This is a genomic window from Microbacterium resistens (assembly GCF_031456305.1).
Taxonomy (GTDB): domain Bacteria; phylum Actinomycetota; class Actinomycetes; order Actinomycetales; family Microbacteriaceae; genus Microbacterium; species Microbacterium resistens_A.
In genome coordinates this window covers 18,932-32,577 of sequence record NZ_JAVDUM010000006.1, presented here as the reverse complement: position 1 = coordinate 32,577, position 13,646 = coordinate 18,932, and the positions used below count along the sequence as shown (strand labels likewise).

The window sequence follows — 13,646 nt, the reverse complement described above, 5'->3', positions numbered from 1 at the left end:
CTTCGTGGCAGGACACCGCGCCGGGCGCGGCTCGGGAGCGGACGCCCCGGGCCGCTACCGTACGAAAAGGATCTTTTGATTTTTCTGAACGCGGTCCGAATATGACGCTCGACGCGAGTACGGGGGATGGACGATGAAGAGGAATGCCATAGACCGGCGCGCGCTGTGGCGGGACCGCGCCTACGCCACGTCGTCCCGCCACAGCGCCCAGAGCCGCGCATAGACCCCGCCGGTCGCGACCAGCTCCTCGTGCGAGCCCAGCTCGACGATCCGGCCGCCCTCCACGACCGCGATCCGATCCGCGTCATAGGCCGTGTAGAGCCGATGGGCGATGCCGATCACGGTGCGGCCCTGCACGGTCGCGGCGAGCGCTGCCTCCAGATCACGCGCGGCGCTCGGATCCATCGCCGAGGTGGCCTCGTCGAGGATGATCGTGTGCGGGTCCGCGAGCAGCACACGCGCGAGCGCGAGCTGCTGCTCCTGTGCCCCGGTGAGCGGGTGCCCGCCGGAGCCGACGGCCGTGTGCCATCCGTCCTCCAGCCCGTCCACCCATCCCGCGGCTCCGATCCTGACGAGCGCGTCCCGCACATCCGGCTCCGGCGCATCGATGCGCCCGAGCCTGACGTTCTCCAGCACGGTCGCCGCGAAGACATGGCTCTCCTGCGCGACGAGCAGCACGTGGCCGCGGCGCTGCGCGAGGGGGATGGCGGCGGCGTCGGCCCCGCCGACGGTCGCGCGTCCCGACGTCGGCCGGTCGATCCCGGCGAGCAGCCGGGCCAGGGTCGACTTGCCGGCACCGGACGAGCCGACGATCGCGAGGCGCTCCCCCGGCACGATCCGCAGCGACACGTCATGCACGACCTCGTGCCCGGTCCGGTACGCGAAGCTCACCCCGCGCAGCTCGACCTCCGTGGACGAGGGAGCGGGAGTGGGCGCAGGATTCGGCGCGGGGGTCGCCGCCTGGCCGGTCGGGCGGTCGACGGCCTCGGCCACGCCGAGGATCCGCGCGAAGGAGACGACGCTGCGCTGCAACTCGTCGGTCCAGTCGATGAGCGACTCCAGCGGCGCGACCAGGGCTGCGGCGTACAGGGTCACGGTCACGACCGTGCCGACGCTGACATCGCCGTGCACCGTCAGCCAGCCGCCCCAGGCCAGCGACGAGAAGACCGGGATCGCGAACGCGAGGTTCGACCACGGCAGCATCGTCTGCCGCAGGCGGATCCGACCGACCGCGGCCGCCCAGTGCGCGGCGAGCGCTGCGCCCATCGACCGCTGCCTGGCGTCCTGGAGCCCGAGCGCCTCGATCGTCCTGGAGCCGTTCGCGGTCTCGTCGAGGGAGGCGAAGACCGGACCGAAGCTGTCCCCCAGCCGCTGGTAGACCTCGGGCGCGCGCCTCATGTACCAGCGCATCATGACGACCAGCAGGGGAAGGGCCAGGAGGTACACCGGGGTGATGAGCGGCGATGCGACGACCGCGGCGACGATCGTGAGCAGGACCGTGAGGCCGGAGATCAGGTACCCCGGCAGCGCCCAGCGCACCGTCTCGGCGACGGTGTTGATGTCCTGCGTCGTCCGGGTCACCAGCTCGCCGGTGCCCGCCGCCTCGACGACGCCCATCGGCACGGCCAAGGCGTCGGAGAGGAACGCGAGGCGGAGCGTGGCGAACACGTCCTCGCCGAGCCGCCACGCGCTCCGCGCCGCGGCCAGCACGAACAGGCTCTGTGCGATGACGCCGCCGAGCATGACGGCGCCGTAGAGCGCGACCTCGGCGACGTCGGCACCGGCGTTCAGACGGTCCAGCAGGAGGCCGATGAGCCGTGGCGGGATGAGCGATGCGCCCGCGGCCGCGCCGTTCAGCACGATCACCAGCAGGAACCGGGAACGGTGCGCGCGCCAGATCGCGCGGAGCTCCGCGCGCACCCTCGCCGCACTCGCCCGCGGCAGCGTCCGATCGGTCATGCCACGCCCTCCGCCCTCAGCACGATCCTGCGATAGCCGAGGTCCCGGCCGACGAGCTCCTCATGCGTCCCCTCGGCACGGACCCCGGTCTCGTCCACGACGACGACCCGGTCCGCGCCGCCGAGCACGAGCGGACTGGTCGTGAGGATGACCGTGGTCGCCCCGGCACGGTGCGCGCGGATCCCCTGCGCCATGCGCTCCTCGGTCGCCGCGTCGACCGCCGACGTGGGATCGTGCAGCACCAGGATCGGCGCATCGGCGAGCAACGCGCGCGCCGCGCCCAGCCGCTGCCGCTGCCCACCGGAGAACTCGACGCCCCGCTCCCCCACCAGGGCGTCGAGGCCCTCCTCCAAGGGCTCGAGGATGTCGTCGCCGGCCGCCGCGGTCACCGCGCGGAGGATCTCCTCATCCGCGTGCGCCCGCCACGGGTCGAGGAGCTCTCGCAGCGTGCCGCTGAACAGGAACGGCACCGGATCCGAGACCACGACGCGATCGCGCACGTCCCGAAGGGCCAGTGCCGCCATCGGCCTGCCGTGCAGCAGCACCGCGTCGGGGCCGTCCGATTCCAGGCGCGCGAGCCGGTCCACGAGCGCCCCGGCCTCCTGCGAGTCCGTCACGACGACCGCCAGCAGCTCGTGCTCGTGCACCACGAGACCCATCCGCACATCGTGGAGCACCGGCCCCTCGCCGACGCTGCGCGCCTCGGCCCCCGACGCGGGCCAGAGCGGCTCGACATCGAGCAGCTCGACGATCGCGCGCGCCGCGATCATGCCCCGGACGACCACCCTGATCACCTGGTTGAACAGGGTGACCGGGAGCACGAGGAAGCCCGCGTACCCGTAGAACGCGACCAGCTCCCCGACGCGCAGCTCGCCCCGGGCGACCATCGCCGCCCCGATCCACGTCAGCCCGACGACGAGCACGCCGGAGATGAGGACGCCGAGCGCATCGGCGATCGACACCGGCCAGGCGACCGACTTCTGCGCGTCCCTCGCGCGGTCGGAGCGGACGCGGAACCGGTCGAGGAACCAGTCCTCCCCGCCGATCCCGCGGATCACGCGCAGCCCGCGCACGCTGTCCGTGGCGACGGCGTTCATCTCCCGCGTGGCCTCGCGCGCGACGCTCTGGCGCGACCGCAGCACCCCGACCAGGAAGACCTGCAGCATCGAGAAGGACGGCACGGCGATGATCACGATCAGCCCGAGCAGGACCGAGTCGCGCAGCAGCAGCACCGCGACCGTGATGAAGGACGCGAGCGCCGAGACCAGCGTGCCGACGTTGATCGGGACGAACCCGAACCACCACGCATCGTTGGACGCCATCGTGACGACCGATCCCGAGCCGAGCTTCCGGTCGGCGGCCACCGTGATGCGGGTCGCGGTGTGCACGATCACCTGATCGACGCGCGACACCCCGCGCTCGTAGTTGACGGATCCGGCGCGGTCCCTGAGCCCCTGGATGAGGGAGTGCTGCAGCTGCAGCCACACCACCACGCCCAGCCAGCCCAGGAACGCGCCGTAGTCCCCGGCGACCAGCCCTTCATCGACCGCCCGCCCGATCGCCCACGGCGTGAGCGCGAGTCCGAGGAGCCAGACGACGTCGCAGACGATTCCCTGCAGGACGGTCGTCCACTGCATCCGCACAAGCCACGCGAGGAAGCCCGCCGGGGTGACGCCGACCGGCGGCGCGACATACGGTTCGGGGAGGGTGCGCATCGGTGCGCGTCCTTTCGCTCATGAACACAGGAGGTGTCGTCGGCCCGCTCGGGGGCCGACGACGGGTCCGCCCCCGGAGGGGCGACGGGGTCCGGTGTCACTTGCGCATGGAGAGACCCTACTGCAGGAACGAAATCGATATCAAGAGGTCAGACCAGCCCTCTGATGCGGAACTGCTCCGAGTGGTACACGCTGTTGTTCCCCGTGTTCCACTGGCTCACGCTCAGATGGAGGTCCGAGAGGGTGGAGCCGGGGATGATGTAGCCGCCGTAGAGCTGCGCGACGTGGGAGGAGTCCTCCGCGTTCCACTCGCTGCCGGTCAGCAGCGTGGTCTTGGTCGCCGTGTAGAGGTTGTCCGTCGGGGTGTTCACCACCATCGCATCGATCCGGTAGGCACCGGAGTTGAACCAGGTGAGGATCCACTTCCCGCCGAGCGGGCGCAGGCACATCTCGCCGAACTTCCCGCCGAGCACCTCCGTGGCGGGCTTCCCCCAGCCCCAGGAGCCGTTGGCGAACCCCCACGGCTCGTAGGCGGAGAGCTGGGTCATGCTGCCGGAGGCGACGCGGTAGAGCACGATCCCCTTGTCCCGCTGGAACCCCGTGCCGTAGATGTACACGTAGCCGTCGCTGCCCAGGCCCCAGGTGATGCACTGGAACCGGCCGCCGGCCATGTCCGCGGGGAACTGCACCCCTGTGTGCTGCCAGGTCGCCCCCGAGTCGTCCGACTTCCAGAGCTCGGTCCAGCGCACCGCGCCGAACGCCGGCCCGTTCACGATCGCGTGCAGGTACATCCGCGAGCCCACCGTGATGACGTCGGAGGGGATGACGGTGGTGAAGTAGGCGTCGTGCGGGTAGTACCAGAGCTGGGACGCCGGGCCCTGGGTGTTCGCGCCCGCGCCGGCGGAGCCGTTGAAGACGACGCCCGCGTTCAGGTCCGTGGTCGAGGAGTACAGCGCCACGGGAGAGCGCCAGTCCGTCCCGCCGACGTGATCGGCCCAGGTGTCGCCGAACATGAACAGCAGCCGCCCGTCGGGCGTGCGCGCGGGGATTCCGAGGTCCGTCGCGCCGATGCCGTACTGGACCGGGCTCTGCGTCCCCGCCAGCACCTTCAGGCGCGTCACCGTGAGGGGTGCGGCCGAGGCCGCGGGAGCCGCGAGGGCCGATGCCCCGAAGGCCGCGCCGAGGGCGACGGCGCCCCGCAGCACCGTCCTGCGGGCGACCCGCCCTCCGAGGGGCTTCCTCTGCTCTTCGTTCTGCTCTTCGGACATGTCTTCTCCTGTCATCGACTTCTTCGTGGATCGGATGAGGACGTTCTCCGGGCCTACTTGAGACCCGCCATCTTGATGTTCCCGATGATCTGGCGCTGGAAGATGAGGAACAGGATCACCACGGGCGCGGCCGCCAGCACGGATCCCGCCATCAGCAGGCCCAGCTCCGTGCTGCGCTCGGAGCGGAAGGTCGCGAGGTACTGCTGCAGCACGAACCTGTCCGGCGTCGTGATCGTCATGATCGGCCACACGTAGGAGTTCCAGTAGCCGAGGAACGCGGTGATGCCCATGACGACGAACGGGGGCTTCGAGAGCGGCAGGAAGATCCGCCAGAAGATGCCGAACCGGCCGCAGCCGTCCAGCATCGCCGCCTCCTCCAGGCTCGCGGGGATGTTCAGGTAGAACTGCCGGATGAAGAACACCGATGCGGCGCTCGCCGCTCCCGGGATCACCAGCACGGCCAGCGTGTCCAGCATCGACAGCTTCGTCACGACGATGAAGCTCGTGAGGAGGATCGTCATCCCGGGGATGAACATCGTCGTGATGACCGCGACCCACAGGGTCCGCTTGAACCGGAACTCCAGCCGCGCGAACGCGTAGGCGGCGAGGGAGTTGACGGCGAGGCTCAGGAGGGTGAACAGGACCGCGCCGAGGAACGTCCAGCCGAGGGTGCGCAGGAACGTCGGGTCGGTGAGGATCTGGACGTAGTTCTCCCAGCGCCAGACCTCGGGGAAGAACTGGAAGGGGGTGGAGACCACCTCGGTCTTGGACTTGAACCCGGCGATCACCATCCAGGCCAGGGGGAACAGCGCGGCGAGGATGAACACGGCCCCCGCGAGCGCCTTCGCGATCAGCGTCGCCCAGCCGCCCGCCGTGCGGGGCATCCGGGCGCGGCGCTGCTCCTTGCCCGCGAGCACGATCCTGGTGGTCTCCTGCATCGCGACCATCAGTCGACCAGCCTCTCGGAGTTGACGAACTTGAACACGATCGCCGACACCGAGCCGAGCACCACGAACAGGAGCAGGGCGGCCGCGATCGAGTAGCCCACGTTCACGTCGTTGCGGAAGTGGTTGAAGATGAAGAGGTTCGGGAGGGTCGTCGAGTCGAGCGGCCCGCCCTGGGTCATCACCAGGGGGAGCTCGAACTGCTGGATCGCCGCGACGAAGCCGGTGATCAGCAGGTAGAGGGTCACGTTCTTCATCTGGGGCAGCGTGATGTACCGGGTCTTCTGCCACCAGCCGGCGCCCTCCATCGCGGCGGCCTCGTAGTACTCGGTCGGGATGTCGACCATCGCGGCGACCATGATCAGGGAGGTCAGTCCCATCCCGAGCCAGATGGCGGGGACCGCGACCGCGATGAGCGCCCACGCCGGGTCTCCGATCCAGGCGACGGGGTCCACCCCGAAGACGCCGAGGGCGGCGTTGAGCAGACCACCGGAGTAGTTGTAGATCACGAAGAAGATGATCGACGCGATGACGCCGGAGATGATCGTCGGGATGTAGATGGTCACCTTCAGCGTCGCTGCGAAGCGCTTCGAGACGCTGACCACGAGGCTCGCGAAGAGGAAGGCGAGCAGGAGCATCACCGGAACGGTCATCAGCACGAAGGCGAAGCCGCGCCAGATGGTCGCCAGGAACAACGGGTCGGTGAGGACGTTGACGTAGTTGCGCACGCCGACGAACGCCGGATCCTTGTAGAAGCTCCAGTCCTGGAAGGACAGGAACCCGGCGTACACCGCGGGCCAGGCCACGAAGACCCCCAGCAGCAGCACCACCGGCGCCAGCATCAGATACGCGAGCTTCGTGTCCCGGTACCGCCCATGATCGCGGCGGCGCTCTCGCGGCCGCCCGGTCGTGATCGCTTCAGTCGTCATCGTCTTCCCGTCATCGTCTTCCCGCCATCGCTCCGGCGCGGCCCGGGGGACGCGGCGTGCGCTCCCCGGGCCGCGCGTGCCGTCACTTCTTGGGCGCCTTCGCGGCGAGCCCGTCGCGCTCGATGACCTTCTTGATCGCGTCGTTCGCGGTCTTGATGGCGTCGTCCGGGGAGGCGGCCCCCTTCATCACGGTCTCCATCGCGGTGCCGACGGCGAGCGAGACGTCCCAGGGGTAGGTCGGCTCGGGGATGGCGTTCGGGATGATGTCGTCGACGATCACCTTCGACCACGGGGCCTTCGCCGCGGCCTCGTCGCCGGCGACGGCGTCCAGCACGGACTGCCTGACCGGGACCTTGGTGAACTGGGTCCCGGTGAAGAAGGGGACGAGGTTCTGCGGGTCGCCCGCGAGCGCCCACTCCAGGAAGGCACCCGCGCCCTCGGCGTTCTTCTCATTGGCCTTGGCGTCGATGACCCACTTGAAGTTGCCGAGCGTGGTCGTCCCGCGCCCATTGGCGCCCGGAGCGCTCGGGAAGGCGCCGATCCCGGTCTTGTCGAGCAGGTCGGGGTAGTCGGATCCGATCTCGGACATCATCCACGATCCGGACACCTTGAACGCGACCTTGCCCTCGCCGAAGTCCTTGCCCTCGACATAGGCGCCGAGCGCCTGCTTCGGCATGTAGCCCTTGTCCCACAGCTCCTTGTACTGGGCCATGAGGTCGCGGTAGCCGGCGTCGTCGATGTCCGGCGCCGTCCAGCCGTCGTTGAGGGCCGTGTGGCCTGCGAAGTTGTACTGCTGGCCGACGGTGGACCAGGCGAAGGTCGCGGCGTCCGGCGCGGGAGAGATGCAGTACTGGCCGTCGGCCAGCGTGGGCTGGATCTTGGCGCACGCCTCCATCAGGTCCGACCAGGAGGACGGTCCCTTGTCGGTGCTCACGCCCGCGGCGGACAGGAGGTCCTTGTTCCAGAACAGGACGGACTGGGGCTCGAGGAGCAGCGGATAGGCGTAGTAGGTGCCGTCGATCTCGGAGACGGGCTTGGCGGTGTCGAGGATCTCCTCGAGCTTGGACTTGTCGACGACCTTCCCGAGGTCGTACAGCTGCCCGGCGTTGACGGCGTCCTGGATGCTGCCGGAGAACGTGTAGATGTCGGGGGCCTTGCCCGCGGCCTGGGCGGCCTTCATCTTCTGGTCCCAGGCGTCGGCCGGCACCTCCGTGTCGACGACCGTGACCTTGTCCTGCGATGCGTTGAACTTCTTCACGATGTCGGCGTACCACTCGTTCTCCACCGGCGTGAAGGTGCGGTGCCAGAACTGGATGGTGGTCTTGCCGTCGGCGCCGCCTCCGCCGCTGCCCGCCGCCTCGCCCGGCGTGCCGGATCCGCAGCCGGCGAGCATTCCCACGGCCGTGGCGGCACCGAGCGCGGCGAGCGTCAGCCGTCGGGCCCGTGTTGTCTTCGTCCTCATGAGCTCCTCCTCAGGAACGTGACTCGTCATCGAGTCGATGCTGTGCTCGGCGAACGCCGAGAGTTCGGCCGCGCGCAGGGGGTCGGCGTCGACCGGATTGAGGTCAGGTTAGACGAAATCGATTTCAGATTCAAGCGTTTCTTCGGCATTCGCCGGAGACGGCGGCACGGACGGACGCTCACATCGTCGGGCCGCTCCGCGAGTCACGCGCTCCCTTTACCCTTCGCTTGCGACCCGAGCGCTCCGATAAGAAACCGATTTCATCATGCCCCGATCCACGAGACTGCATCTGCGTCGCGAGACTGCGCGATTTTCCCGCAGTCTCGGAACGCAGTTGCAGTCTCGCGGGAACGAGCGTCGGAGGTCCGGGGCGGGATTGGGGTTCGGGTTCGCGGGCCCGAGCTCGGGTTCGGGGGTCGGGTTCGGAGGGTCCGGGCTCGAGGGTTCGGGTTCTCGGGTTCGAGTTCGCGTGTCCGGGTTCGCGGGTTCGGGCTCGAAGGGACAGACCGGCGGGTCAGCGGTCGGTGTCGTCGGGGTCGCCGGAGGGATCGATCCGCGGATGCCACAGCACCACCTCGGTCGAGCGGCGGATGCGGCGCCCGGAGGGGACGGTGACGACCTGGCCCGACGCCCCTGCGGCGAAGATCCGCACGCCAGGTCGGGTGGCGCGCTCGATGCGCAGCTCCGCCTCGAGTGCGGCGACCTTGCGCCGGAGACGCCTCGCCTCGTCCTCCAGATCGAGCAGCCGGGCGATCGCCGGCAGGCTCATCCCCTCGCTCGAGAGCTGGGCCACTTCGCGCAGCTGCTCGATGTTCCGCGTCGAGTACCGCCGCGACCCGCCGCGCGTACGGCCGGGGACCACGAGCCCGATGCGGTCGTACTGCCGCAGGGTCTGCGGGTGCATGCCCGCGAGCTCCGCGGCGACGGCGATCGCGAACACCGGGGTGTCGGCATCCATCCGTCCGTCGGTCATGGGATCACCGCCCCATCTCCCGCTGCCCCATGCCCCACTGCTCCGTGTCCCACTTTCTGTCGTTCAGACGCGCTGCAACGACAGAAAGTGGGACACGGGGCCGTGAAGGGGATGCGGGGCATGGTCAGCCTCGGGCCTTCGACAGGAGGTCAGCGCGCGGGTTCTCCTTGGGCTCGAGCTCCTGGAAGCGTGCGAGCGCCTCCTTCGCGACCTCGTCGAGATGCGCGGGGACGGCGACCTCGAGCTGGGCGAGCAGGTCGCCCGTGCCCTTCGACGTCGTCACGCCCCGGCCCTTGACCCTCAGCACGCGACCGGACGGGGTGCCGGGGGCGACCTTGAGCTTGACGGGGTCCCCGCCGAGCGTCGGGACCTCGATCGTGGCGCCGAGCACGGCCTCGGTGAAGGTCACCGGGACCGTGATCCGCAGGTTGAGGCCGTCGCGAGTGAACACGGGATGCGGGCGCACCGTGACCGAGATCACGATGTCGCCGCGCTCTCCGCCGTCCGGCGACGGCCGTCCCCGTCCCCGCAGACGGATCTTCTGCCCGTCGGAGACGCCGGCCGGGATCTTCACCTTGAACGGCTTGCCGTCCTCGCCCTGGAGGGTGATCGTGTCGCCCTTCACGGCCGTGGTGAAGTCCAGGGTCGTGCGCGCCGTGACGTCGGCGCCGCGCTGCGGGCCGCCGGCGCCACGGTACCCGCCGGACGGTTGGCCGAAGCGGCCGGACCCGAAGGACCCGCCGCCCTGGTTGAACATCGAGAAGATGTCGTCGAAGTCGGCGGTCTGCCCCCGGCCCCTGTTGAACGCGCTGAACACGTCCTCGAAGCCGGCGTTGTTGCCCTGCCCGCTCGCGGTGAAGCGGGCACCGGAGCCCATCGCCCGGATCTGGTCGTACTCCGCGCGCTGCTCCTTGTCGCTCAGCACCGCGTACGCCTCGCTGACCTCCTTGAAGGTCGCCTCGGCGGCCGCGTCACCCGGGTTGGAGTCCGGATGGTGCTTCCGCGCGAGCTTGCGATAGGTCTTCTTCAGATCGGCCTCGGAGACGTCCTTCGAGACGCCGAGGACCTTGTAGAAGTCCTTGTCGAACCAGTCCTGGCTAGCCATCGATCACCTCACTCCGCGGGGACGGCGACGACGACCTTGGCCGGCCGCAGCTCGACCTCGCCGAGACGGTAGCCCACCTCGACGACCTCGAGGATCGTCGTCTTGTCGACGCCGGGCGTGGGCTGCTGGAAGATCGCCTCGTGCTCCTGCGGATCGAACTCGTCGCCGGCGGCGCCGAAGGCCACCACGCCGAGCTTCTCCACGACGCCGCGCACCTTCTCGGCGATCACGGCGAAGGGTGTGCCCTCCACCAGGTCGCCGTGCTGCTCGGCGCGCGCGAGGTCGTCGAGCACCGGCAGGAGGCCCTTGGCCGCCTCGCCCTTGGCGCGCTCGATCTCCACACCGCGCTGCTCCTCGGTGCGCCGACGGTAGTTGGCGTACTCGGCCTGCAGCCGCTTGAGGTCGTGGACCAGGGCGTTCTCGGCGTCCACCACGGGGTCATCGCCCGCGGCGGCGTCCGCGCTCTGGGCCGCGTTCAGGATGTCGTCGACCGTGAGCTCCTCGCCCGCGGCGCCCTCCCCCTGCGGCGCGGGGCCGGAGACGTTCGTCTCCGACCCCTCGCCCGAACCGTCAGCGGGAACGTCGCCGTTCTCGTCGAAGTCCTTGTCGGCCATCACTTCTTCTTCTCGTCCTCGTCCTCGACGACCTCGGCGTCGACGACGTCCTCTTCAGGAGCCGACGTGCTCTGCTCGCCGCCGTCCGCGGGGGCGGAAGGCGCGGACGCCTCGGCCTGGGACTGGGCGTAGATGGCCTCGCCGAGCTTGGTCTGGGACTGGTTGAGCTTGTCGAACGCGGTCTTCACGGCCTCGTCGTCCTCGCCCGCCAGCGCCGTCTTGAGAGCGTCGACGTCGGCCTTCACCTCGGTCTTGACGTCCTCAGGGAGCTTGTCCTCGTTCTCCGAGATGAGCTTCTCGATCGAGTAGGACAGGGTCTCGGCCTGGTTGCGGACCTCGGCGGACTCACGGCGCTTCTTGTCCTCGGCGGCGTGCTCCTCGGCCTCGCGCACCATGCGCTCGATGTCGTCCTTGGACAGCGACGAGCCGCCCGTGATCGTCATCGACTGCTCCTTGCCGGTGCCCTTGTCCTTGGCGGACACGTGCACGATGCCGTTCGCGTCGATGTCGAAGGTGACCTCGACCTGCGGGATCCCGCGCGGCGCCGGGGCGATGCCGGTGAGCTCGAAGGTGCCCAGCGGCTTGTTGTCGCGGGTGAACTCGCGCTCGCCCTGGAAGACCTGGATCGCCACGGACGGCTGGTTGTCGTCGGCCGTGGTGAAGGTCTCGCTGCGCTTGGTCGGGATGGCCGTGTTGCGCTCGATGAGCTTGGTCATCATGCCGCCCTTGGTCTCGATGCCGAGGCTCAGGGGGGTGACGTCGATGAGGAGGACGTCCTTGCGCTCGCCCTTCAGGACACCGGCCTGGAGCGCGGCACCGACGGCGACGACCTCATCCGGGTTCACGCCCTTGTTGGCCTCCTTGCCGGCCTCGCGCTTGACGAGCTCGGCGACGGCGGGCATACGGGTGGACCCGCCGACGAGCACGACGTGCGCGATGTCGGCGACCTTGATGCCCGCCTCGCGGATGACGTCCTCGAACGGCTTCTTGGTGCGGTCGAGGAGGTCCTTGGTGAGGTCCTCGAACTTCGCGCGGGTGATCGTCTCGGAGAGCGAGACCGGCCCGTTCTCGGTGAGCGAGAGGTAGGGCAGGTTCACGCTGGTCGAGGTCGAGGAGGAGAGCTCCTTCTTGGCCTGCTCCGCGGCCTCCTTCAGCCGCTGCAGCGCGATCTTGTCGCTCGAGACGTCGACGCCGGTGGAGTCCTTGAACTGCTTGATGAAGTAGTCCACGAGACGCTGGTCCCAGTCGTCACCGCCGAGGCGGTTGTCACCGGCCGTGGAGCGCACCTGGATGGTGGAGAAGTCGTCGTCCTTGCCCACCTCGAGGAGGGAGACGTCGAAGGTTCCGCCACCGAGGTCGAAGACGAGGATGAGCTCGTCCTCCTTGCCCTTGTCGAGGCCGTAGGCGAGGGCGGCGGCGGTGGGCTCGTTGATGATGCGCAGGACGTTGAGGCCCGCGATCTCACCGGCCTCCTTCGTGGCCTGGCGCTCGGCGTCGTTGAAGTACGCGGGCACGGTGATGACGGCGTCGGTGACGGTGTCGCCGAGGTAGGACTCGGCGTCGCGCTTCAGCTTCTGGAGGATGCGCGCGGAGATCTCCTGCGGCGTCCACTTCTTGCCGTCGACGTCGAACGTCCAGTCGGTGCCCATGTGGCGCTTGACCGAGGCGATCGTGCGGTCGACGTTGGTGACGGCCTGGCGCTTCGCGGTCTCGCCGACGAGCACCTCCCCGTCCTTGGTGTACGCGACCACCGAGGGGGTGGTGCGGAAGCCCTCGGCGTTGGCGATGACCTTGGGCTCGCCGCCCTCCAGGACGCTGACGACCGAGTTCGTCGTCCCGAGGTCGATACCGACAGCACGTGCCATGTGTTACTCCTTCATGAGGTTGTTCGTAGATTCGGAAGTTCTGGGCTGCGCCTCGGATCCACCCCGTCGCGGGGAAACCTGAGTCGCGATGACTCAAGGATATGCCCCACCCCTCCGCCTGTCAAGAAAGTTGAGGCAGCTCGACTCAAGTTCGAGTGCGGGGGCTGGTGCGGTAGGCCCGGCTGATCAGCGTCCGCCGGGCGGCCCGACGAGGAGGAGCACGACGAAGATCAGGGCGACGAGGAGGAGGATCAACAGCGCAAGGACCCAGGGGCGTCGCAGGAACCAGCGCATCGTCCGGTCGTACCAGGCGCGATCACGCGGGTCCTCGGTCTCCACCAGGCGCCAGGCGCCGTCGAGACGACCCGTGCGATGCAGCCAGATCTCGGCCGGGATCGTCGCATACGGCACGATCGCGCTCGCGATGGCGACGATGGCGACGCCGGGATGCCAGCGCTGGTTGAAGGCGAGGAGCACCGCGGTCGCGCCGTAGGAGAGGAAGACGAATCCGTGGATCCCGCCCGCGATCGTCACGAGGACCGGGGCCGATCCGACCGCCCGGGCGACGAGCGCGCCGATGAGCAGGGTCCAGGTGATCGCCTCGGCGATCGCGAGCACGCGGAAGAGACGGGCGGGTGACGTGAACACGGAGGCTCCTCGGGGATCGACTGCCCCCACCGTACGGCCGGCACCTATGAGCGACCGCCACCGCCCTCCGCCGCGCCCCGTCCGTCCCGCCCGTCCCGCCCGTCCGTCCGTCCGTCGCCCCGTCTACCCCGCCGTCCACCCCGCCGTCCGTCCTGCCCGTCCGT

Annotated in this window: 11 protein-coding genes; all 11 read right to left on the bottom strand. The window is 69.4% G+C overall.

What is annotated here, in order from left to right; all coding sequences use genetic code 11:
* Positions 1-180: 180 nt before the first annotated feature.
* Positions 181-1,959: an ABC transporter ATP-binding protein gene (locus tag J2Y69_RS08065; protein WP_310019389.1), complete on the bottom strand. Its 1,779-nt coding sequence runs from the start codon at positions 1,957-1,959 to the stop codon at positions 181-183.
* On the bottom strand, positions 1,956-3,674 hold the full coding sequence (locus J2Y69_RS08060) for an ABC transporter ATP-binding protein (RefSeq protein WP_310019387.1): 1,719 nt from the start codon (positions 3,672-3,674) through the stop codon (positions 1,956-1,958). Before J2Y69_RS08060 ends, J2Y69_RS08065 begins: the two co-directional genes overlap by 4 nt.
* Before the next feature lie 149 nt (positions 3,675-3,823).
* Complete coding sequence (locus J2Y69_RS08055; RefSeq protein ID WP_310019385.1) at positions 3,824-4,942, bottom strand: DUF4185 domain-containing protein; 1,119 nt, start codon at positions 4,940-4,942, stop codon at positions 3,824-3,826.
* A gap of 53 nt (positions 4,943-4,995) precedes the next feature.
* Positions 4,996-5,889, bottom strand: a complete 894-nt coding sequence (locus J2Y69_RS08050) for a carbohydrate ABC transporter permease (protein ID WP_310019383.1) — start codon at positions 5,887-5,889, stop codon at positions 4,996-4,998.
* Positions 5,889-6,815 carry a carbohydrate ABC transporter permease gene (locus J2Y69_RS08045; RefSeq protein WP_310019380.1) on the bottom strand — a complete coding sequence of 309 codons (927 nt, stop codon included), beginning with the start codon at positions 6,813-6,815 and terminating at the stop codon, positions 5,889-5,891. Before J2Y69_RS08045 ends, J2Y69_RS08050 begins: the two co-directional genes overlap by 1 nt.
* A gap of 82 nt (positions 6,816-6,897) precedes the next feature.
* Positions 6,898-8,277 (bottom strand): ABC transporter substrate-binding protein, encoded by a 1,380-nt coding sequence (locus J2Y69_RS08040; RefSeq protein ID WP_310019378.1) that lies wholly within the window; start codon positions 8,275-8,277, stop codon positions 6,898-6,900.
* Between the two features lie 514 nt (positions 8,278-8,791).
* Entirely contained in the window at positions 8,792-9,250 is a 459-nt protein-coding gene (locus tag J2Y69_RS08035; RefSeq protein WP_310019376.1) for a heat shock protein transcriptional repressor HspR, read from the bottom strand.
* 124 nt (positions 9,251-9,374) lie between these two features.
* Positions 9,375-10,355, bottom strand: coding sequence for a DnaJ C-terminal domain-containing protein (locus tag J2Y69_RS08030; protein ID WP_310019374.1), 981 nt, complete (start codon positions 10,353-10,355; stop codon positions 9,375-9,377).
* A gap of 8 nt (positions 10,356-10,363) precedes the next feature.
* Complete coding sequence (locus J2Y69_RS08025) at positions 10,364-10,969, bottom strand: nucleotide exchange factor GrpE (RefSeq protein WP_310019372.1); 606 nt, start codon at positions 10,967-10,969, stop codon at positions 10,364-10,366.
* Positions 10,969-12,834: a molecular chaperone DnaK gene (gene dnaK / locus J2Y69_RS08020; RefSeq protein WP_310019369.1), complete on the bottom strand. Its 1,866-nt coding sequence runs from the start codon at positions 12,832-12,834 to the stop codon at positions 10,969-10,971. The genes J2Y69_RS08025 and dnaK overlap by 1 nt, the downstream gene beginning before the upstream one ends.
* 186 nt (positions 12,835-13,020) lie before the next feature.
* Positions 13,021-13,482 carry a DUF3817 domain-containing protein gene (locus tag J2Y69_RS08015; protein WP_310019367.1) on the bottom strand — a complete coding sequence of 154 codons (462 nt, stop codon included), beginning with the start codon at positions 13,480-13,482 and terminating at the stop codon, positions 13,021-13,023.
* Between the last annotated feature and the right edge of the window lie 164 nt (positions 13,483-13,646).

Bases quoted from the DNA above. Each gene is read 5' to 3' on its own strand.
- J2Y69_RS08065 (WP_310019389.1), bottom strand. From the start codon at position 1,959: ATGACCGATCGGACGCTGCCGCGGGCGAGTGCGGCGAGGGTGCGCGCG.
- J2Y69_RS08045 (WP_310019380.1), bottom strand. From the start codon at position 6,815: ATGACGACTGAAGCGATCACGACCGGGCGGCCGCGAGAGCGCCGCCGC.
- J2Y69_RS08030 (WP_310019374.1), bottom strand. From the start codon at position 10,355: ATGGCTAGCCAGGACTGGTTCGACAAGGACTTCTACAAGGTCCTCGGC.
- J2Y69_RS08040 (WP_310019378.1), bottom strand. From the start codon at position 8,277: ATGAGGACGAAGACAACACGGGCCCGACGGCTGACGCTCGCCGCGCTC.
- J2Y69_RS08055 (WP_310019385.1), bottom strand. From the start codon at position 4,942: ATGTCCGAAGAGCAGAACGAAGAGCAGAGGAAGCCCCTCGGAGGGCGG.
- J2Y69_RS08025 (WP_310019372.1), bottom strand. From the start codon at position 10,969: ATGGCCGACAAGGACTTCGACGAGAACGGCGACGTTCCCGCTGACGGT.
- J2Y69_RS08060 (WP_310019387.1), bottom strand. From the start codon at position 3,674: ATGCGCACCCTCCCCGAACCGTATGTCGCGCCGCCGGTCGGCGTCACC.
- J2Y69_RS08050 (WP_310019383.1), bottom strand. From the start codon at position 5,889: ATGGTCGCGATGCAGGAGACCACCAGGATCGTGCTCGCGGGCAAGGAG.
- J2Y69_RS08035 (WP_310019376.1), bottom strand. From the start codon at position 9,250: ATGACCGACGGACGGATGGATGCCGACACCCCGGTGTTCGCGATCGCC.
- dnaK (WP_310019369.1), bottom strand. From the start codon at position 12,834: ATGGCACGTGCTGTCGGTATCGACCTCGGGACGACGAACTCGGTCGTC.